General features: G+C 62.4%; 14 protein-coding genes and 1 riboswitch. Of the genes, 8 read left to right on the top strand and 6 right to left on the bottom strand.

Annotated elements, in window-relative coordinates; all coding sequences use genetic code 11:
- Positions 1 to 53 precede the first annotated feature (53 nt).
- The 5 genes from FMF02_RS07415 to FMF02_RS07395 form a co-directional block, all read right to left on the bottom strand.
- Positions 54 to 1,730 carry a glucoamylase family protein gene (locus FMF02_RS07415; protein ID WP_141412669.1) on the bottom strand — a complete coding sequence of 559 codons (1,677 nt, stop codon included), beginning with the start codon at positions 1,728 to 1,730 and terminating at the stop codon, positions 54 to 56.
- Between the two features lie 73 nt (positions 1,731 to 1,803).
- Positions 1,804 to 2,667, bottom strand: a complete 864-nt coding sequence (locus FMF02_RS07410; protein ID WP_019130409.1) for a LamG-like jellyroll fold domain-containing protein — start codon at positions 2,665 to 2,667, stop codon at positions 1,804 to 1,806.
- Between the two features lie 15 nt (positions 2,668 to 2,682).
- Entirely contained in the window at positions 2,683 to 4,263 is a 1,581-nt protein-coding gene (locus tag FMF02_RS07405) for a RagB/SusD family nutrient uptake outer membrane protein (RefSeq protein WP_019130410.1), read from the bottom strand.
- A gap of 13 nt (positions 4,264 to 4,276) precedes the next feature.
- A complete protein-coding gene (locus tag FMF02_RS07400) occupies positions 4,277 to 7,324 on the bottom strand; it encodes a SusC/RagA family TonB-linked outer membrane protein (RefSeq protein ID WP_162852313.1) in 3,048 nt (1,015 codons plus the stop codon).
- Between the two features lie 247 nt (positions 7,325 to 7,571).
- Positions 7,572 to 10,421, bottom strand: coding sequence for a triple tyrosine motif-containing protein (locus FMF02_RS07395; protein ID WP_141412668.1), 2,850 nt, complete (start codon positions 10,419 to 10,421; stop codon positions 7,572 to 7,574).
- Positions 10,422 to 10,630: 209 nt separating this feature from the next.
- Here FMF02_RS07395 and FMF02_RS07390 point away from each other — a divergent pair, with 209 nt between their 5' ends.
- The 8 genes from FMF02_RS07390 (at position 10,631) to FMF02_RS07355 (ending at position 21,033) form a co-directional block, all read left to right on the top strand.
- The gene (locus FMF02_RS07390; RefSeq protein ID WP_141412667.1) at positions 10,631 to 11,455 is read left to right on the top strand and encodes a DUF134 domain-containing protein; all 825 of its coding nucleotides are present in this window, start codon (positions 10,631 to 10,633) and stop codon (positions 11,453 to 11,455) included.
- A 104-nt stretch (positions 11,456 to 11,559) separates the two neighbouring features.
- A riboswitch (cobalamin riboswitch) is annotated at positions 11,560 to 11,780 on the top strand.
- Between the two features lie 128 nt (positions 11,781 to 11,908).
- Positions 11,909 to 13,030, top strand: a complete 1,122-nt coding sequence (locus FMF02_RS07385) for a DUF5074 domain-containing protein (protein WP_232044745.1) — start codon at positions 11,909 to 11,911, stop codon at positions 13,028 to 13,030.
- A gap of 9 nt (positions 13,031 to 13,039) precedes the next feature.
- Entirely contained in the window at positions 13,040 to 14,743 is a 1,704-nt protein-coding gene (locus FMF02_RS07380) for a PKD-like domain-containing protein (protein WP_141412666.1), read from the top strand.
- 3 nt (positions 14,744 to 14,746) lie between these two features.
- Positions 14,747 to 16,789 (top strand): TonB-dependent receptor, encoded by a 2,043-nt coding sequence (locus FMF02_RS07375; RefSeq protein WP_141412665.1) that lies wholly within the window; start codon positions 14,747 to 14,749, stop codon positions 16,787 to 16,789.
- A complete protein-coding gene (locus tag FMF02_RS07370; RefSeq protein ID WP_141412664.1) occupies positions 16,786 to 17,925 on the top strand; it encodes an ABC transporter substrate-binding protein in 1,140 nt (379 codons plus the stop codon). The genes FMF02_RS07375 and FMF02_RS07370 overlap by 4 nt, the downstream gene beginning before the upstream one ends.
- 147 nt (positions 17,926 to 18,072) lie before the next feature.
- Entirely contained in the window at positions 18,073 to 18,312 is a 240-nt protein-coding gene (locus FMF02_RS07365; RefSeq protein WP_162851449.1) for a DUF4492 domain-containing protein, read from the top strand.
- Between the two features lie 7 nt (positions 18,313 to 18,319).
- The gene (locus FMF02_RS07360) at positions 18,320 to 19,882 is read left to right on the top strand and encodes a cytochrome ubiquinol oxidase subunit I (RefSeq protein WP_141412662.1); all 1,563 of its coding nucleotides are present in this window, start codon (positions 18,320 to 18,322) and stop codon (positions 19,880 to 19,882) included.
- A 5-nt stretch (positions 19,883 to 19,887) separates the two neighbouring features.
- Positions 19,888 to 21,033 carry a cytochrome d ubiquinol oxidase subunit II gene (locus FMF02_RS07355; protein WP_141412661.1) on the top strand — a complete coding sequence of 382 codons (1,146 nt, stop codon included), beginning with the start codon at positions 19,888 to 19,890 and terminating at the stop codon, positions 21,031 to 21,033.
- A 178-nt stretch (positions 21,034 to 21,211) separates the two neighbouring features.
- On the opposite strand, the gene FMF02_RS07350 is transcribed toward FMF02_RS07355, so the two are convergent.
- Positions 21,212 to 21,808, bottom strand: a complete 597-nt coding sequence (locus FMF02_RS07350; protein ID WP_141412660.1) for a flavin reductase family protein — start codon at positions 21,806 to 21,808, stop codon at positions 21,212 to 21,214.
- Positions 21,809 to 21,935: the final 127 nt, after the last annotated feature.

The following is a 21,935-nucleotide window of genomic DNA, read 5'->3' as shown; positions in this document are numbered from 1 at the left end:
CGCTTCCCGAAAAACGGAGTTTCACGGTCGCGGATCACTTGCGGCGGCACGCGTCAACTGCCCGCCTCGACCGTAAATCCGAGTTCGGCGAGTCCCCTCTGCACATCCTTATCGGACATGAACAGGTTCCACGGCAATCCCGTGCGGTAGTTTTCGATCATCACCACGATCGGGCCCTGATCGATGGCAATGTGCATTCCCCGGTCGAACCAGCCGGACGTGAGATCGAAGGCGTCGATAAACCCGTAGTCGCTCCACAACTTGTCGCCCAGTTTATAGTAGAAGAAGCGCAGTGCGGCCATCGACTCGTCGGGCGTGTAGGGCATCGACGACAAGGCTGCCGTGGGGGCGATGACTCCCCGGTCGTTCGTCGGCGACGAGGCGGTGTAGCCGTCGGGAATATCGCTGGCCGTCAGTCCCCAGCAGTCGGCACCGTAACCGGCATACCCCTTGGGGTTGTCTACGCAATACGCGTAGTTGATCCGGGTATGGTTGCACACCTGCTCCCAATAGTCGGCGTAGGCATCGGAGAGTCCTCGGGGATTCAGCCCCAGGAAGGAATAGTGGGCCCAGAAAAGGGGGCCGCCGTAATCCTCGCCCAGCGGCAGCACGGTATCGTAGAACGACTTGCCGTTGCGCATCGCGCCGCCGCGCGCCCAGCCTTCGGCATACACCTCGCGGCCGATGGGATGCGTCGGCGACGAGGCGGCCAGCACGTAGACGATCAACGCCTCGTTCCACCCCTGTATCGGCATGTTCATCGCCCAGCCCTTGTCGGGACTCCAATGCCAGTAGAGCACCTTCTCCGTCCCCTCCTTGGTGAAGAAATCCCACTCGACGGCCTCCCACAAGGCGGTGATGTCGGCGCGCAGCTTGCTCTCTGCCGCATCGGCGCCGTCGAAGTAGGCACGCGCCGTCAGCAACCCCTGGAACAACAGCCCGGTCTCCACCAGATCGGCGCCGTTGTCATCGGCCGAGAAGGGAAGCGTCTGCCCCGTCTGGCCGTCGATCCAGTGCGAGAAGGCGCCGTGATAGGAGGTCGCCCGCTCCGCAAGGAAGGTCACGATCCGCTGCACCCGCTGGCACGCCTCGCTGCGGGTCACGAAACCGCGCTCGGCGGCCACCGTCATGGCCATCACGCCGAAGCCCGTCCCGCCGGTAGTGACCGTCGCGCCCGACGAGGTGCGCTCGCGCGCCATGCCGCTCGTCGATTCGGCACCCTCCCAGAAATAGCGGAAGGTCTGCTGCTGCACCTTGGTGAGCAGCTCCTCGTCGGAAATCTGCGGGAATTTGTCGCTCGTGTCCAGCCCCGTCCGGATCCGGATCACCTTGCCGGTCAGGATCGCCTCCCCGGCAGCCGATTTCAGGCCGCTGTCGACGATCAACCGGTAGGAAGCATACGCGTTCAACCCGGCGGAGGGTTTGAGCGTGACGCGCTTCGCGCCGTCGTAAACGTCGCTGGCGTCCACCTTCGCGCCTCCGGCGTCGAGCAGATAGATATTGGCCTCGACGGTCGCCGCGTCGAGCGCCGCCGTGAAGTCGAGCACGATCTCGGCGTCGGGCGACACGTCGTCGAAATCCGACAGGCCGCTCTGCCCGCCGATCGTAACCGAGCTCAACGCCAGCTGATCGCCCGCGGGCGTGCGGTCGTCGGTCGAATCGCCGCCGCAGCCGACACCCAGCAAAACCAGTGCAGGCAGGAGAGGCTTGAAAAACGGAAAACCTTTCATATATCGTCGTTTTTTTAGAAGAGGGGGCCTGATTTCGGTCCCCTCTTCCGATCAATGCAGAAATCGAGCCCTGCTATTTCGCCTGTTCGTACAGTGCCGTCACCTGTGCCGGCGTCAACACCTGATCGTAGAGATAGATCTCGTCCATGGCTCCCGTATAGAAGGAAGCCTCGGCCGTCCAGCCGGCACCCGAACCCAGGCCGACCTGCGACGGGAAGGCGCCGAGGCAGATGCCGCTCACCTCGTCGAACGTCATCGGACCGAAGGCTCCGTCCTTCAACACGCGGTCGCAGACCGCCCCGCCGTTGTGGTAGAGCGTGATGGTCGAGGTCCCTGCGTCGTAGGTCACGCCGACATGCGCCCAGACGCCGGCCATATTCTGTATCTTGGCGTCGTCGCCGGCATCGAACCACGCATCGGGCTTGCCGCTCGCACCGGTCGCCTGCATGAATCCCTTGAAGAAGAACTCCGACGGAGTGGTCGTGTTGCCGTTGTTGAGGAAGAAGGCGACGTCGGCCACCTCGATCGTCTTGTTGCCGATGGAGAAGAGACCCGCTGCATTCTTGTTCGTACCGTCGAACTTGATCCACATGAAAATCGAGTAGCTGCCCAACGATTTGAGCGCTGTCGTCGAAGCGGCGTCGGGCGTCAGGATGAGCGCCTGGCCGTCGACGTTCTGGTAGGCTTTGCCCGACTTGCCGTCGACGAACATCGGCGACTCGCCGGTGAAGGTCTTCATCTCGCCCGCGAGCGTTCCGTCGAGGAACAGATCGTCGTCGCAGGCCAAATGGTAGAGCGGATCGGGAAGCTGTACGCCCGACGAGCCCTCATCCGGATAGTCGAAGGGAGGATCCTGACCCAAATCCTGTTTGCACGATCCGAGGGACAAAAGCGCCGCGGTCGTCAAAATCAACGGAAAATATCTGAGGAATTTCATGGTATCTGACTTGTTTTAATTAGCATAATCGGGATTCTGTACCAGTACGCCGTTCGAGGCGTCGACCTGCTCCTGAGGCAGCGGCAGGTATTTGTTCTTGGCGGTGTAGCCCTTGTTGCCGAGCACGGCCGAAGCACCGTCCTCCGCACCGGCGATACTGAACTCCTGCCAGCGCACCAGATCGTAGAAGCGGTCGAATTCGAGCGCCAGCTCCACGTGGCGTTCATGGTGGATCGCCTTGCACAACTCCAACTGGTTGGTCGTCGTCACCTTGGGCAGCACGTTCGTATTGGTGCCGCGGGCACGGGCGCGCACCTGTTCCAGATAATCCAGCGCCTCCTCGATCATCGCCTCGCCGCCCATCTCGCAGGCCGCTTCGGCAGCCATCAGCACCACGTCCGAGTAACGGATCATACGAATGTTGTACCAGAATCCGTCGTTGCTGCCGTAATATTCGCGCAGTTTGGGACTGCAATAGGCTTTCTTGTTGTAGTAGTCACCGTCCAGACCGTCCTGCGATACAAGAAACTCGTTGAAGGGGGCGTTACCGGTCGCCGGAGCGATCGCAGGCCACGGCTTCGAAGGGGTCGAGAAGTAGAGCAGCGTCTCGTCGCGGCGCGGATCGCCCTCTTCGAACACGTCGACGATCGACTGGTCGGCCATGTGCCAGCCCCAGCCCAGATTGCTCGTACCCGAACCGCGGCAGCCCTGCACCTGGCAGAACTGACTGCCCAGATCGTTGGTCGCGGGCTGCGCGACGGTGGCCGTGCACTGCAACTCCCAAACCGATTCCGAAGAGTTTTCGCCCTCCTCGCGGAAAATCTCGTCGAACGGCGTGTCGAGATTGTAGACCCTGGTATCGATCACGTTCTTGGCAGCCTGATACATCTGCGACCACAGACCGCGCTGGCCGTAAGTCTTGGCATGCAACGCACGTGCGGCGCCGTAAGTGACCCGCCCGATATATTTCGACTCCCAGCGGCGGGGCAGCCCTTCGGCCGCCGTCAGATCGGCGTCGATCAACTCGTAGATCTTGTCCACCGACGATTTGGGGATATTGGCCTCGTCGGAATTGGTGATGGCGAAGTCGACGAGCGGCACCTCGCCGAAGGCACGCACCAGATTGAAATAGCACCAGCCGCGGAAGAAGCGAGCTTCCATGCCGCATTGCAGTTCCGCCTCATCGAGCTGTTCACCGGCCTCCTGCGCCTTCTGCATCTGGTCGAGCACGGTATTGGCCGCATTGATGATCTCGTAGTTCTGCGTCCAATAAGGATTCAACAGCGAATTGGCCGCCGAATACTGAAAATTCTCGTACATCGGCACATGTTCCGCACCGTCGGTCGTGGTCGATCCCTTACGCGAATCCTCCGAACGGTAGTAATGCACCGCGAAGGCGGGAATACCCGACGTGATATTGTAGTGGCGCGCCTTGGTGTAGAGCGCCATTACCTGCGAAAAGTAGGCGCCGCCTTCGATGTCGTCGATAGTCCACTGGCCCTGCGGGCGTTGGTCGAGCAGGTCGCTGCACGCGGCCGATGCGACCGCCGCGACGGCGATGATCCAGAGTTTCAGATTTCTTATGATCGTTTTCATTGGTTATGCTGTTTTAGAAAGACACGTTTACACCGAAAGTAATGGTCGTCGGCATGGGGTAGGTGTCGCCCGTGTCGATGCCGAACGCAAGGGCCGTACCGCCGATCTCGGGCGTATAGCCGGTGTTGTGCGACCAGGTGGCCAGGTTGTCGATGTTCATGAACACGCGCAGCGCTTTGAGACGGATCTTCTTGAGGATCCGGTCGCCGAAACTGTAACCCAGCTGGATGTTTTTCAGACGCAGGTAACTGCCGTCCTCGATGAAGTAGCTCGAATTCATCATCTGCGTGGCGCGCGATGAATCGAGAATCGGCTCCCAGTTCGACGTGCCCTCGCCGTTCCAACGTCCCAGACGCTTGGTATGATAATTATACTGTGCATATGCCGACAGGAAGCTCGTATTGAAGATCTCGTTTCCGTAGACACCCTGGAAGTCGATACCCAGATCGAAATTCTTGTATTGCAGGTTGACCGAGTAACCGTAGGTGAAATCGGGCGTAGGATTGCCGATCATCGTACGGTCGGCTTCGGTGATCTTGCCGTCGCCCGTGACATCGCGGAATTTCAGGTCGCCCGGAGCCACGGCCGCCAGCGTGTTTTCCGGCGACGAGGCGATGTCGGCCTTGTTCTGGTAGATGCCCTCGACCTCGTAGCCGTAGAAATAACCGATGGGCTTGCCCGGTTCCGATACGGCCACGCTCTTGTCGCCCTGATAGTAGGTCTTGCCCAACGTGAGCACCTCGTTGTCGATCGTGGTCAGGTTACCCGAAACGGTATAGCGGAAATCGTCGCCGATCGTGTCGCTCCACGATCCCGACAACTCGAAGCCGCGGTTGCGGATCGAACCCGAATTGATCAGACCGTCCTGCGCGCCCATGAACGATTCGAGGTAGCAGATCAGGTCTTCGGTCTTCTTGCTGTAATAGGTCGGCTCGATGTGCAGGCGCTGGTTGAACATCTGCATCTCGAAGCCCACTTCCCACGCCTTGGTCTTCTCCCAGCGCAGATTCGTCGCCAGATAGGCCTGCGCATAGGAGGAGATGATGTTGTCGCCGAAGATGGCGTTCGAGGAGTTGAGCGTCGGGAACGCGGGATAATTGCCGCCCTCGGTACCGACGTTCTGGTTACCCAGCACGCCGTACGACCCCTTGATCTTCAAGTAGTCGATCACATGCTGGTTGCGCATGAAATTCTCTTCGGACATGATCCATCCGGCACCGACCGAGTAGAAGTTGTCCCACGTGTTGCCCGTGTACTTGAACACCGACGCACCGTCGCGGCGGAACGAGAAGTTGACCAGGTAGCGGCGGTTGTAGTTGTAGAGCGCACGGAACAGGTACGACATCGTGAACTTGCGGTACTGCGAGCCGCCGTTGGTCGCCGACGCCGTGTCGCCGATCGACGAGATCCACCACTTGTCGGGATCGTTCGGAATCGGCAGGTCGGCCGAAGCGACGTTCTGGCTGCGGCCGCCGGTGAGCTCCTCGTAGTTGGTGAAGTTGGTCGTCAGACCGGCCATCAGCGTCAGGTCGTGCTTGTCGGCGAAGGTCTTCGCATAGGTGAGGATGTAGTCCTGCTGCGCATTGAGCGTGTTGGACTTCGTCTGCGACAGCGACTCGCGGTCGCTGCGGGCGTTGATCGTCCCCAGATCGGGATCGTATTCGTATTTCACGGGCGTGAAGAGCCGCGAATTGTTCGACAGGTAGTCGATCGAGAAGGCGGCGCGGAATTTCAGTTCGGGCAGGAAATTGATCTCGCCGTAGACATTGCCTGCGAAGCGGTAGTTCTGCGCCTTGTTGTGGGCGGCGAACTCCTCGATGTCGATCATCGGGTTGGAGATCTGCGAACTCTGGAACGAAGGCAGTTTGTAGTAGCCGCCCGTCGTATCGTCGTAGATCGGCGAGATCGGAGCCGCATGGATGGCGCCGGTCACGTTCTTCGCATCGGCCGGCAACATGTAGGCGCCGTTCATCTGCACGCCGAATTTGAGCCAGTCCTTCATCTTGTACTCGTCGCTGAAATTGACGGTCACCTTCTGCATCTCCTCACCCACGATGCTGCCCTGCTCGTAGGTGTAGCCCACGCCCAGATAGAAGTTGCTCTTTTCGTTGGCGCCCATGATGCTGGCCGTCGTCTGGCTGATCATGGCATTCTGGAAGATGGCGTCCTGCCAGTCGGTATTGGCCTGATAATAGGTATAGTCGAACGGATCGCCGCCCATGTTCGAAAGCTGCTCGTTGTAGAGCTCCTTGAACTGCGGCCCGTTGGTCAGCGACATGCGGTGCCCCACGTGCTTCACGCCCACCGACTGGTTGACGTTCACCACCGTCTGCCCCATCTTGGCGCGTTTGGTCGTGACGATGATGACGCCGTTGGCGCCGCGCACGCCGAAGATAGCCAGCGACGAGGGGTCTTTCAGAATCTCGAACGATTCGATGTCATTCGCATTGAGGTAGTTGATGTTGTCGGTGAACATTCCGTCCACCACATAGAGCGGTGCGAAGCCGTTGATCGAGTTCGTACCGCGGATACGGATTTCGGGATCCTGTCCGGCCCGACCCGAATTGGTGATCTGCACACCGGCCACGCGGCCCTGCAACGAGGCCAGCGGGTTCGACGCCGGACGGTTGGCGATCGTCGCGGCGTCGACGTTGACGATCGAACCCGTCAGATCGCGTTTCTTGGCCGTACCGTAACCGATCACCACGGCCTGCTCGATCATCGTCGACTCGCTTTCGAGCGTCACCGTAACCGGCACGGCCGATACGGGCACGCGCTGCGTGGACATACCGATGAACGAAACCTCCAACTCCTGCCCCTCGCGGGCTTTCAGTGCGAAACCGCCGTCCGCGCCCGTGGTCGTACCCGTGTACGTCCCCGCGACCACGACGCTGGCGCCTACGACAGGCTGCCCGTCCGCATCGATGACTTTTCCCGTTACATCGATCGTGCTCTGCGCGAAGGCGCCCGATACGGAGGCCGCGAGCAGCAGAACGACCGATACAAACGCCTTGAACAAGAGGCGGCCGACGCCGCAACTCTCTGGTCGATTCTTTTTCATTGCAATTTTAGGTTTATGTTTCTACTGTGGGCTCCGCGCCTCGGCAGGGAAATGCGGAACGGAATCCGCCGAAGCGTCGCCCGGAAAAGTTTTTACGAAAACAAAATTAAAAGGTTCGGAAAAATCGCGGGGAAAAGCGGCTACACTCCGACTACTCCACCCTCGAAAAAGACTCTTCCACTGCCTCTCAATTACCTCTCAAAGAACAATGAAATAATTTGAAATCAACCGATTAAAAATCGAAATTCTACTTCTCATCATCCTCCGGCCCCGACTCCTGCGAATCGATATGCAAGAGGAATTCGTTCAAATTCTGGGCCGAAGTCAATCCGAGTTTCTTTCGCAGCCGGTAACGGCCGTTCTCGACCGCCCGCACCGACAGACTCATCAGCGAGGCGATCTCCTTGGTACAAAGATTCATTTTCAGGCAGGCGCTCAGACGCAGATCGCTGGTCGTCAGGTCGGGGAAGCGTTCCTTCATGATGCGGAAATAGGAAGAGTGCTTCTGCTCGAACTTGATCAGGAACAGCGTCCAGTCGCTCTCCGTATCGAGTTTGCTGCTTACATAGGCGTTGACTTTCTGCCACAGGGGCGCCGTCGTGCGGTTGCCCTGCTTCTGCTGGAACTCGTTGACCATGTCGCGCAGGCGCAGGATGATCTCGTTGCGCCCGATGAGCGTCGAACTCTGCGCCACGATCTCGGCGTCGCGCGTCTCGATCTGCCGGGTCAGCTCCCGGTTGGCGCGCCGCAACGCGACGATCTCCTGCAAGCGCAGACGCCGCAGGTAACGCCGGCGATAGAAACGCATCACCAACAGCCACAGACAATAGAAAGTGAAGGCCAGCAGCAGCACGTAGCCCGCATAGGCCCAGCCGGTAGCGTACCAGGGCGTGAGAACGACGAACGGGAAACGGGCGGGTTCCGACCAGCGGCCGAACACGTCGCCCACGGCGACCTCGAAGGTGTAGCGCCCCTGCGGCAAACGGGCGTAATCGGCCGTTCCCGTCCGGTCGGACTCCGACCATGCGCTCTCCATGCCCGTCAGGCGGTGGCGGAAACGCAGGCCGGGAACCGCGCCCCGACGCGGAGCGTAGCGGAAAGTCACCGAGTTGCGCTGGTGAGGAATCTCGACCGCAGCCGAGAGATCGTACCACGCCTCATCGCCCCGGCGCCCCGACGCACGCAGCGATTCGAGTAGCGGAGGAATCGGAGGGGGGGGGATTTCGACGGCCTGCGATGAGACGAGTTCGAAGCCGTTGTCCCCGCAGAAAAGACAGGTCGAATCGTCGAGCCGCGCCACCTGTTCGTACCCGTAGATCATGTTGTCGACCGGAATGCCGGCGCACGGCGTCAATTCGGCACTGCGCCGGCCGTCGTAACGCAATTTCCAGACGCCGCTGCCGGTAATGACCCAGAACCATTCGTCGGCATAGGGAATCACGCGGCGGATGTCCTCCACCGTGCGGAACGCCGCATCGAGCACCGTATCCGCCTCGATGCAGTCCGTATATTCGTTGTAACGGAAAAACCTGTCGTCGCCCATGAGCGCCACGCGGCCGCCCACGCGCAGCAAATGGAGTTTGTAGGGCAGTCCGTCGCCCGCACCGCCTCCGTAGAGCGTCCGCTCCTCGATGCGCCGGCCGTCGTCGCTCATGCGGCAGCGGTAGACCCCTTTCGACGGATGTTCGAGCCAGAGGTTGCGCATATAATCCGCCTCGATGCGGTAGACCGATTCGTCCAGTCCGTCGACCTCGTGCATCGTACCGTCGTCGTCGAGCAGCCGCAACTTGTAATAGGAGGCGTAGTAGGTGCGGCTCTTTTCGCCCAGTTTCACCCGCCGCAACCCGTAACCGCCCATGTCGGAACGGCGTACCAGCGAAAAATCGGGACGGAGTTCGGTGACGCCCGTGTTGTGGCTCACGTAGAGCCGCCCGTCGAGCAGGTCGAACGACCACGCCTGACCGCTCAGGCCGGCCACGGGGCGGAAATCGGAGGGATCGACGCCCGTCGCCAGACGGCTCTCGTCGACGGCGAAGACCCCCTGGTTGGTAGCCAGCAGCAACTTCCCCTGCCAGCGGCAGGCGTCGTAGAGCGAACCGGCCGCCCACTTGTTGTAGGTATGGTAATCCACCCCTTCGCAGAACAGCAGCAACGAAAGTCCCCGGTCGAGCGCCGCCCAGACATTTTGTTGCGCATCCTCCGCAAGCGCCATCACACTGTTGTTGAGCAGCCGGTTTTCGGTCGAAAGAACCGCGAGCAGCCGTCCGTCGGCACCGGCCTCGTACAATCCTCCGAAAAGCGTCCCGAAGAGATAGGTGCCGCGCGAGGTTCGGATGCCGCAGTTGAGTTCGTCGCGCCGCAACCGCTCCGACAGCGCCGGACTCCACGGCGTGAACCGTTCGCCGTCGTAGCGCCACAATCCGTCGGTACCCGTCCCCACGATCCATTCGCCCTCGTGCGGCCCGGGCAGCAGCACCCGCACGGTCGTCGTCGAGAAGCGTTCGCTGTCGGGCAGCCGCTCGAAGGACTCCTGCCGCATCCGATAGAGCGGGCCGCCCATCTCCTGCACCCAGAACTCGTCGCCCGCACGCAGAAGAAAGAGCATGTTCATCTCGCCCGTCAGGCGGCGGACGCGCTCGTAATCATAAAGGTAGATGCCGTGGAACGATTGAAACAACACCCCCTGCGGCGTGATGTAGATTTTCCAGAAATCGCTGTCCGAAAAGCGGGGATTGCGCTGAGCCGGAACGAGCGACGTATAGCGCAGCGCACCCGAAGCGTCGCGATCCCAGCGCCCGAACTCCTCGAACCCGCCCGTGAAGATCACGTCGTGCGACAGCGGGGCCACCGAACGCACGATCGAGGCGCGGGGCAGTTCGTACAACCGCCATTGCAGGCCGTCGAATTCGAGCAGCCCCTTGTCGTTGCCGGCATAGAGCGTTCCCGCATCGTCTTCGGCCACCGCCCAGTTCTTGTTGGCCGCCCGATAATCGGACGGCAGCAGGTTGATGACACCGGGACCGGCGGCACGCGACGACATCGCCGAAAGCACTCCGGTCAGGAGACAAAACAGGCTGTACAAGAACTTGATCGGCATAAAAGTCTTCACGGATTAGGAGATAAAAATAGGCCTTTTTTACGAAATATCCAAACCTTCGCCCGAAGAAACGCCCCGCAGCGAACCGGATTTTCGCACGATCGAAGCTCCCCTGCACCTTCGGACAAATGGTAACATAGCATATTTTCCATCATTTATTTTGAACTTATGTTCATAATTAATAACTTTGCGGAAACGAGTTTTTTGTCATGCCGCGTCCCCGCAAATGCTGTTACATCGCCCAACCGCCCGCCGTCGCGGGAATGCGTCCCGTCGGCGGAGATAGCGTCGCTCCCGAAGCCGTCACGCTTCGGTACGACGAATACGAAGCGATCCGCCTGATCGACCACCAGGGATTGACACAGGCCGCGGCGGCCGAGCGCATGGGCATTTCCCGCCCCACCTGCACGCGTCTCTACGACCGTGCCCGCCACACGCTCGCCGCCGCGCTCGTCGAAGGGCGGCCGCTGCGCATCGAAGGCGGAAAGGTCTGCCACTCCGAACGCTGGTACCGCTGCCCGCACTGCCGGCGCATCCACACCGGAACACCCCGCTGTCCGGCCTGCCGCCGCAATGAAGACTCCGAGATACTCGGACAACCGAATACAACATATAATCCTGTTAACACTGTCATCATGGAAAAAATCGCACTTCCGACCCGCAACGGCGCGGTCGACGACCACTTCGGCCACTGCGAATGCTACACGATCTTCACGCTCGACGCCGACCGCCGCATCGCCGGCCGCCAGACGCTACCCGCCGCCGAAGGCTGCGGCTGTAAATCCGACATCGCCCCCCGCCTGCACGCCATGGGCGTCGACGTGATGCTTGCCGGCAACATGGGCGACGGGGCGAAAAACGTCCTCCAACGCAACGGTATCGCCGTCATCCGCGGCTGCCACGGGCCTGTCGAGGAGGTCGTCGCGGCCTATCTGGCCGGCCGGATCGCCGATTCGGGCGACGCCTGCGCACACCATCACGAAGGCGGCTGCCCCGAACACCACGGGACGACAGGCTGGCACCTCGCCGAATGACGGAAACCGGTGCCGACGGCACGATCCGCAACCCTTCTGCGGCGATCTTTTCGAGAGGTCGCCGCTATTTTTCCGTAAAAAGCCGCTTTCTGGAAAATTCTTCGTATTTTTGCCTCGCCGAGAGTTCCAACGGCGCGGCGAAGCCTCGCTGCGCCCGGATGAAAAGGGAATCGGGTGTAACTCCCGAACAGTTCCCGCTGCTGTAAATTCCGGCATCCGTCCCGAGCGACGGATGTACTCCGCGACACGTTCAGGCCACTGATTTCGATCGGGAAGGCGTCGCAGAAGGAAAAGTCAGAAGACCTGCTTTCGGCCCGAAAAGACGGATTCACGCCTGCGGGGTACGGGCCGGAAGCCGAATGCGCACACTGCTTGCGCGACCTGCTGCCAGACCGATCCCTCCCCTCTCTCCCGCCGCCGTGATCCCGTCCGATACGACAAAGTTCGACGACTATGATACGATTCGGAACGATAGCGGCCGCATGGTGCGCCGTATTGCTGCTGGCAGCCTGCGAAAGTTCGGGGCCGGCTGAAAAAGAGGATTTCGACACGGGCGGCAGCGCGGGGGTCTTCTGCCTCTGCGAAGGCAACATGAACGCCGGCAACGCCTCGCTCTCCTACTACGACCCCGCCGCACGCACGGTGCAGAACGAAGTCTTCTACCGTGCCAACGGCGCCAAACTGGGCGACGTGGCGCAATCGATCTTCCTGCGCGAAGGGCGCGTCTTCATCCCGATGGACAATTCGGGCGTAATCTGGGCCATCGACGCCGACACCTTCCGCGTCGAGGGGAAGCTCGAAGCGGCGAGCAGCCAGCACCCCGACGAGAACAACCACATCGTCGCGCCGCGCTACATCCACTTCCTGAGCGACACGAAGGCCTACGTGACCGACTTGTTCAGCCCCTACATCACCGTCTTCGACCCCCGCACCTGCAAGATAACGGGCGCCATCCACACCGGTCAGGCACCGTCGACGGGCAGCTACAACTCCACGGAACAGATGGCGCAGTACGACAAGTGGGTCTTCGTCAACTGCTGGTCGTACAGCAACAAGATCCTGGTCATCGACTCCGAGCAGGACAAGGTGGTGCACGAAATCGAACTGCGGAGCATCCAGCCCAATTCGCTGGTCGTCGACCGCAACGGCAAACTGTGGGCGCTGACCGACGGCGGCTACGCCGGCAGCGAATACGGGCAGACCGAACCCTGTCTCTACCGCATCGACGCTGCAACCTGGCGCGTCGAACAGGAATTCGTCTTCGAAAAGGAGGAGTACCCCTCGGAGCTCTGCATCAACGGTGCGGGCGACGTGCTCTACTTCATCAACGACGGCATCTGCAAGATGTCGGTCACGGCCGCGCACGCTCCCGTCAGGCCGTTGATCCCCAACGAGCGGCGGCACCAGATCTACGGTCTGGCGGTCGATCCCACGAGCGGGGAGATCTACGTGGGCGACGCGATCGATTTCGAACAGCCGGGCGTGGTCTACCGCTACCGCGACACCGGTCAGAGCGCCGAACTGGTCGACTCGTTCGGCGTGGGAATGCTACCCAGCGCCTTCGCATTCAAATAGGAAACCGCCATGAGAAAGACGCTCTCCCTGCTCGCCGCACTGCTCGCCGTCGCCTGCGGCGGGGACGAACAAACCGACACCTCGGCACTGCAACCCACCATTACGCAGCAGGAGGCCAACGCCCGCTACCGCGTGAAGGCGGGGCGCGAACTGCTCATCGCCCCGAGCTATACTAACGCCGAAGGGGCGCGCTTCACCTGGACGTGCGACGACGAGGTGGTCTGCCGCGAAGCCTCCTACGTCTTCCGGCGCGACAAGGCCGGCATCTACTACCTCTCGCTGCGCGTCGAAAATGACTACGGCGCCGCCGAAGACGAACTGCGCGTGCGGGTCGACGCGCTCGAAGCGCCCTGCATCACGCTCATCGAACCCGTCGGAGGGTTCACCGTCGCGGCCGATGCCGAACTGACGATCGCTCCCACCGTCGAGAACGGCCAGACGGCGCGCTTCCGATGGACGATCGACGGAGAAATGGTCGGCGAAGCGGCGGAGTACCTTTTCCGGCGGCACGAATGCGGCGACTACGAAGTGACGTTCAGCGCCGCGAACGACGACGGCGAGGACTCGGTCTCGTTCACTGTAAAAGTATTGTCTCCGGAGCAGATGCCCTTCTCGTGGGAATTTCCCCAGACGGCCTATAACGTCGCGCGGGGACGCACGATCCGCCTGAAAGGGTGGAACCCCGTCAACGCCTTCGACGCCGAATACATCTGGGAGGTCGACGGCACGGAGCGACAACGCGGAGCGCAGCTCGAATACCGCTTCGAAGCCCTCGAAGAAGGACCGCACGAAGTGACGGTCACCATGCGCAACAGCTATGCGACCCGCTCGCAAACACTGTCGGTCAACGTCTGTGCTGCCGAAGGCACCTATTACCGGCCCGCCGACGCCGCGAGCCGGGCGTCGACCGTCCGCGTCTTCGAGTACCTGCCCGCGCCCGGACTGTGGGTGAGCGGCTACATGTACGGCCCGCTCTTCACCGCCACGACGATGGCCGAAGCGTGCGCCCACGTGCAATCGCGCTTCGACATCAACTACATGATCTCGCTGGGAGCGTGGGGCGGCTACGTCGTCGCAGGCTTCGACCACAGCGTCGACAACAGCGGCGGCGGAGTCGACCTGGCCATCCGCGGCAATCCCTACTCCTACCAGTCGGAGCCAGGCGTCGTCTGGGTCGCACAGGACGAGAACGGCGACGGGGAACCCAACGACACGTGGTACGAACTGGCCGGTTCGGAGTACGACAGCGCTGAAACGATCTACGACTATTCGGTCACCTACTATCAGCCTACGCGCGCGCAGGCCGCCGTCGTCTGGCGCGACAACCGCGGCGGCGGGGGCACGATCGACCACAACGCCTACTGGAACCCTTCGGACAGCTACTATCAGCCGTGGCTGCCCGAAGGAGAGTGCACCTTCTACGGCACGCGCCTGCTGGACCGCTCGTACGTTGACGCTTCGGGGCAGACCGTCGTTCCTCCCTACGACTGGGGTTATGCCGACAACGCGGGCAAAAGCGACTACGACGGGCAGTTCTGCCTTTTCCGCCTGAGCAACGCCCGCACCTTCGACGGCCGGCCCGCCGACCTGAAATACATCGACTTCGTGAAGATACAGACCGGCCAGATGGGCAAGACCGCACTGCTGGGCGAAACCTCCACCGAGGTGCACCACATCGTCGACTACCACCTTATCGACCGAGAAACCGAATAACCCATGCGCCGCCTCACGCTCCTTCCGCTGCTCATTCTCCCGCTGCTCGCCGCCGCGCAGGAGGAGCGCCCCGCGTGGTCGCTCCCGATCGAGGAGGTGCCGGTGGTGACCCGCCGCACGATGAAGGAGATCGGCGTGCAGCGCACGCAGCTGGATTCGACCGTGCTGCACGACAACATCTCGCTCTCGATGGCCGACGTGCTGACGCAGAACGCCAACCTCTTCATCAAGAGCTACGGCCGTGCCACGCTCGCGACGGCCGAATTCCGCGGCACGTCGCCCTCGCACACGCAGGTGACGTGGAACGGGATGCGGATCAACTCGCCGATGCTCGGCACGGTCGACTTCTCGATGATCCCCGCGTTCTTCATCGACGCCGCGACGCTGCTGCACGGCGCCTCTTCGATCGGCGTCACGGGCGGCGCACTGGGCGGCGCCGTCGTGCTCGGCACCCGCCCGTCCGCGCAGCGGGGCTGGCAAACGCAATACGTGCAGGGCGTCGGGTCGTTCTCGACCTTCGACCAATACCTGCGCGTAAGCTACGGCGGCCAGCGGTGGAGCGCCTCGACGCGCGCAGTCTACTCCACCTCGGACAACGACTTCCGCTACACCAACTACGACAAGATGGAGCTCGTCTACGGCCCCGACGGCGCGGTGGTCGACACCTACCACCCCGTCGAGCGCAACCGCAGCGGCTACTTCCGCGACCTGCACCTGTTGCAGGAACTCTACTACAATCGCGGCGACGGCACGCGCTACGGCCTTTCGGCGTGGTATCTCCGCTCGAAACGCGGGCTGCCCTTCCTCTCGACCGACTACCGCGACGACGTGACGATCCTCAACGAACAACGCGAACAGACGCTGCGCGCCGTGGCCTCGTGGGAACGGCTGCGCGAGCGGCTCAAACTGGGAGCGAAACTCGGCTACGCCTACACCGCCTCGGCCTACGACTTCCGGCAACGCAACGCACAGGGAGCGCAGAGCGACCTGACGCTGAGCCGCAGCTATCTGCATACTCCCTACGGACAGTTCGATGCCGAATACTACGTCGGCCGGCGCTGGCTCTTCACGGGCAACGTCGCGCTACACGTTCCGATGGTCGATTGCAGCGACAAGAGCCCCTACCACGAGGGCGACGTCTACGACCGTTACCGCGTGGAGCTGTCGGGGCACCTCTCGGCCAAATGGCGGCCGACCGAACGCATCGGGCTGGCGGTCAACCTGCGCGGCGAACTCTACGACCGCCATGCCGTGCCGCTGATCCCCGCCTTTTTCTTCGACTGGGTCGTCTCCGAACGCGGCAACGTGGTACTCAAAGCCTCCGTGGCGCGCAACTACCGCTACCCGACGCTCAACGACCGCTACTACCAGCCGGGCGGCAACCCCGACCTGCGCCCCGAACACGGCTTCACCTACGACGGCGGCATATCGTTCGCACTGGGCGGCGAAGCGGAGGGCTACACGCTGCGGGGCGAGGCGACGCTCTTCGACTCGCACATCGACGACTGGATTCTCTGGGTGCAGGCACGGCGCGGCTACTGGACGCCCCGCAACGTCCGCAAAGTCCACAACTACGGCGCCGAGACGAAGGTCGACGCCTCGGTGCGCCTCTCGCCCGACTGGCGGCTCGGCCTCGACGCCCACTTCGCATGGACCCCCTCGATCAACTACGGCGAACCGGTCAACGACGCCGACGCCTCCTACGGCAAACAGCTGGTCTACGTCCCCGAATACGCCGCGGCCGCCACGGCGACGCTGGGCTGGCGCCGCTGGACACTCGTCTACAAATGGAACTATTACAGTGAACGCTATACCACCACGAGCAACGACACGTCGCTCCGCACCGGCCGGCTCGAACCCTACTACATGAGCGACCTCTCGCTCGAACGCTCCTTCGCGCTGCGATGGGCCGATCTGTCGCTCAAAGGGGTGGTGCGCAACCTCTTCAACGTCGAGTACGTCACCGTGCTCTCGCGCCCCATGCCCCGCCTCAACTACGAAATCTTTCTGGACATCCGACCCAAATTCCACACCCGCAAACGATGAGACGCCTCCTCCCCCTGCTCTGCGGCCTGCTGCTGGCCGCCTGCGGTCAGCGCGCCGCCCGCCCGATCGGCGACTTCACGCTGCCGGTCTACACGCCCCGCTACGCCTCGGGATTCGAGATCACGGGCGCTGCCGGAAGCCGCAGCACGCTCGTCACCGTCCACAACCCGTGGTACGGCGACGAGGTTACCGACCAGTACCTCTTCATCGCCCGCGACGGCGAACCGGCCCCCGCAGGTTTCGAGGGGCAGGTGCTGCGCGACGAGACGCGGCGCGTGGTCTGCATGTCGGGATCCTACATCGCCATGCTCGACGCCCTCGGAGCGGCCGACCGCGTGGTGGGCGTCTCCGGAGCGCAATACCTGATCAACGAAACGCTCCGCCGCCGCATCGCCCGCGGGGAGGCCGCCGACGTGGGATTCGACAGCAACGTCGATTTCGAACGGCTCATGGCGCTGCGCCCCGACCTGGTAATGCTCTTCGGCATCGGCGGGGCCGACACGGCGCTCACGGGAAAACTGCGCGAGCTGGGCATCCCCTACCTCTACATGGGCGAGCACTGCGAGGAGTCGCCGCTGGGCAAGAGCGAATGGGTGGTCGTCGCCGCCGAGATCGCAGGACTCCGCACGGAGGGTTCCCGCCTCTTCGCCGCCATTCCCGAACGCTACGAACGGCTGCGTGCCCTCGCCCAGCAGACCGCCGCACGGCCGCGCGTGATGCTCAACACCCCCTACCGCGACACCTGGTTCATGCCGGCGCGCAACAGCTACATGGTGCGGCTCCTCGAAGATGCCGGCGCACGGTACGTCTTCGAGGAGAACACGGCCACGCAGACGCTGCCGATCGACATCGAGCAGGCCTACTACCTCACGAGCAAGTCCGATTTCTGGCTCAACGTGAGCGGCTGCAACACCCTCGACGAAGTGCGCCGGCAGAATCCCCGGCTGGCCGACACGCCTCCCGTGCGCGAGGGGCGCGTCTACGACAACAACCGCCGCCGCAACGCGGCGGGCGGCAGCGATTTCTGGGAATCGGGCGTACTGCGTCCCGACCGCGTGCTGGCGGATCTGGTGCACATCTTCCACCCCGAACTCTCCGAAACGGACGAACTGTACTATTACCGGCAGCTGGAATAACGCGGAAGCCGCCCCGCTGCGCCGCATCCGACCGCTCCTTCGGTTTTCCCGCCGAAGACGGCCGCACCGCTCTTTTTCGGCAAATTTTTTGACGGTTCGAAAATAATCAGTATCTTTCGTTTCGTAAGACTCAGTATGTTGCGCCCGATGAAAAACGCCGACCGCCGACCGCTGCCCGTCCGCATCTTCCGTTTCTACTACGACGGATTCCGGGAGATGACGCTCGGACGGACGCTGTGGGCGATTATCCTCATCAAACTCTTCATCCTGTTCGTCGTCCTGCGGCTGCTCTTTTTCCCCGACGTCCTGGGCGGCAAGAGCGCCGAAGAGCGCGGCGAAATCGTGCGCAACGAACTGATAAAGCACGGATTGGAAACGCAAAACTGAAAAGCGTATGGTTTCGGAAATGCTACAAAGCGTGGAGTGGTCGCGGGCGCAGTTCGCCCTGACGGCCATTTACCATTGGCTCTTCGTCCCGCTGACGCTCGGTCTGAGCGTCCTGTGCGCGCTGATGGAGACCCGCTACTACCGCACGGGCGACCCCTTCTGGCGCAGCACGACGAAGTTCTGGATGCGGCTGTTCGGCATCAACTTCGCCATCGGCGTAGCCACGGGACTGATTCTCGAATTCGAGTTCGGCACCAACTGGTCGAACTACTCCAACTTCGTGGGCGACATCTTCGGTGCGCCGCTGGCCATCGAGGGGATCATGGCCTTCTTCCTCGAATCGACCTTCGTGGCGGTGATGTTCTTCGGCTGGGACAAGGTGAGCCGCGGCTTCCACCTCTCGGCTACGTGGCTCACGGCCATCGGCGCCAACCTTTCGGCGCTGTGGATTCTGGTGGCCAACAGCTGGATGCAGTATCCCGTCGGATGTTCGTTCAACATCGCCACGGTGCGCAACGAGATGGATTCGTTCTGGGACGTACTCTTCTCGCCCGTGGCGATCAACAAGTTCTCGCATACGGTCACCTCGTCGTTCCTCCTGGCGGCGATCTTCGTCATGGGCGTGAGCGCGTGGTACCTGCTGCGCGGACGCCACCGCCGCATGGCGCGCAGCAGCATCGCGCTGGCGTCGGTCTTCGGACTGGTCTTCGCCCTCGTGGCGGCCTTTTCGGGCGACCGCTCGGGTGCGATCGTGGCGCGCGTGCAGCCGATGAAGCTGGCGGCCATGGAGGCGCTCTACGACGGCGAGGAGGGGGCGCCGCTGACGGTGGTGGGCCTGCTGCGCCCCGAAGGGCAGCGCACCTGCGACGACAACGCCTTCTACTTCAAGATCGGCATCCCCAAGCTCCTCTCGCTGATGAGTTTCCGCTCGGCCGACGCCTTCGTGCCGGGGATCAACGATCTGGTTTACGGCAACGAGGAGCGGGGCATCCTCTCCACGGCCGAGAAAATGTCGCGCGGACGCCATGCGATCGACCAGCTGGGCCGCTATCACGAAGCGCGCGAAAAGGGCGACGAAGCCGCGATGCACGAGGTCGAACGGCTTTTCGACGCCTCGACGCCCGAAGGGGCGGCCTTCCTGCGCGACTACTACGCCTACTTCGGCTACGGTTATCTCCGCTCGCCCCAGGAGACGGTGCCCAACGTGCCGCTGGTCTTCTATTCGTTCCGCGTCATGGTCGGTGCAGGCTGTTTCTTCATCCTGCTCTGTGCCGTCGTGTGGTGGCTCAACCGCCGCGACCGGCTCGCAGGCAAACGCTGGCTGCTGCGGGTGATGATCCTGTCGATCCCGCTGGCCTACCTCGCCTCGCAGGCGGGCTGGATCGTCGCCGAAGTGGGACGCCAGCCGTGGACGATCCAGAACCTGCTGCCTGCCTGCGTGTCGGGGTCGCACATCGCCGCCACGCCCGTGGCCGTCACATTCTTCATCTTCCTCGCGCTCTTCACGGTGCTGCTGGCGGCCGAACTGGCCATCATGCTGCGCCAGATCAAGATCGGACCTAACGAATAACGACTATGGACACACTGCTCTTTCTGCAACACTATTGGTGGTTCCTCATCTCCCTGCTGGGGGCGTTGCTGGTCTTCCTGCTCTTCGTACAGGGCGGTCAGGGATTGCTCTACACGATGGGGCGCACCGAAGCCGAACGCGACCTGGTCGTCAACGCGCTCGGCCGCAAATGGGAGTTCACCTTCACGACGCTCGTCACCTTCGGCGGCGCGTTCTTCGCCTCCTTCCCGTTATTCTACTCGACATCGTTCGGCGGCGCATTCTACGTCTGGATGGCCATTCTGCTGGTCTTCGTCGTGCAGGCCGTCTCCTACGAATACCGCCGCAAACCGTCCAACGTACTCGGCCAACGCACCTACGAGGCCTTTCTGGTACTCAACGGCGTGGCGGGGCCGCTGCTGCTGGGCGTCGCCGTGGGCACATTCTTCACCGGCGCGGAGTTCACCGTCAACCGCATGAACATGGCCGCCGTGGGCGGCGACACGGCCATATCGCAATGGGCGACGCCGTGGCACGGTCTCGAAGCGCTGACGGACGCACGCAATCTGCTGCTGGGAGTAGCCGTCTTCGCCCTTTCGCGGGTGCTGGCGTTCCACTTTTTCCTCAACAATCTCGACGACGAGACGCTGCGGCTGCGTGCGCGACGCCTGTCGTGCGGCTATTCGCTGCTCTTTCTGGCCGCGTTCCTCGCCTTCTTCGGGTGGCTGCTCTGCTCCGACGGTCGGGCGATCGACCCTGCCTCCGGCACGGTGAGCATCGAACCTTACAAATACCTGCACAATCTGCTGGCGATGCCGGCTGTCGCTATCGTGCTGCTCGCAGGCGTCGCTGCGGTGCTGTGGGGACTTTGGAGCGGCGGGCGCAACGGCAGCCGGCGGGCGATCTGGTTCAGCGGCGCGGGAACGATCCTCACGGTGCTGGCACTGCTGCTGCTGGCGGGCTGGAACGATACCTGCTACTACCCGTCGCTGACGGACATGCAGTCTTCGCTGGCGATCACCAACAGTTCGTCGAGTCTCTTCACACTCAAAGTGATGAGCGTCGTCTCGCTGCTGATCCCCTTCGTCGCGGCCTACATCTGGTATGCGTGGAGGGCGTTGACCCGCCCGATCTCGGAACGCGAGGTCGAGGAGGCGGAACACAAATACTGATCGGGAAGGGAATACCGCTTATGGAGATCGTTTCGCTGCGGGAATCGCCGCAGGAGGTCGAACGGTTCACCGTCTATTTCCAAAGCCGATGGGCGAACGTTACCACCCGGAGAGCGAACGGTCGCGCCTCTACGGAATCGAACCGTGACCGCCGGCAGCCGCTCGGGAAGGCCGTCGTTCAGCGACGGCCTTTTCGTTCGCGGACGATGATCTTGCGGCGCCGCACCGACCAGCCGAAATGGCCGATCAGCTCGCCCAGCCGGAAATATTCGCCGTGCGAATAGGCCACCAGCCCCGCTCGTTCCAGATCGAAACGCCCCGTGGCGGAATCGATGTAGCGGTCGTCGACCAGCACGTTGACGACCTCCGCCAGAAACATGTCGTGCGACCCGAGCGGCAGGATCTGCCGCACGCGGCACTCGACGACGACGGGCGACTCCTCCAACGCCGGAGCCGCCACGACCGCGCCGCGCAGGGGCGTGAGTCCCGTCTCGCGGAATTTATCGTAGTCGCGACCCGAACGGACGCCGCACCAGTCGACGGCACGCGCCATGGCAGCCGTGGTGAGGTTGATCGTGAACTCGCCCGTGCGCGCGATCAATGCATGGGAGTGGCGTTCGGGACGCACCGAGACGTAACACATCGGCGGTGCGGTGCAGACCGTCCCCGTCCACGCCACAGTCAGCAGGTTCCAGTTGTCGGGCGCATCGCCGCACCCCACCAGCACGGCCGGCAGCGGATAGATCATCGTGCCGGGTTTCCAACTCTCTTTCATCGTCCGTCGGGCGCCGCATGTGAGCGGCCGCACGGCAAAGATACGCTTTTCAACCGAAACTCGTATCCCGCAGGCGGTGGTACCGCCTGAAAATCCGCCGGAGCGTTTCGGCTGCGATCCCGTTTCG

This window comes from Alistipes communis (assembly GCF_006542665.1).
Lineage (GTDB): Bacteria > Bacteroidota > Bacteroidia > Bacteroidales > Rikenellaceae > Alistipes > Alistipes communis.
The sequence above is the reverse complement of the archived record's forward strand: the minus strand, read 5'-3'. Positions and strand labels throughout refer to the sequence as shown.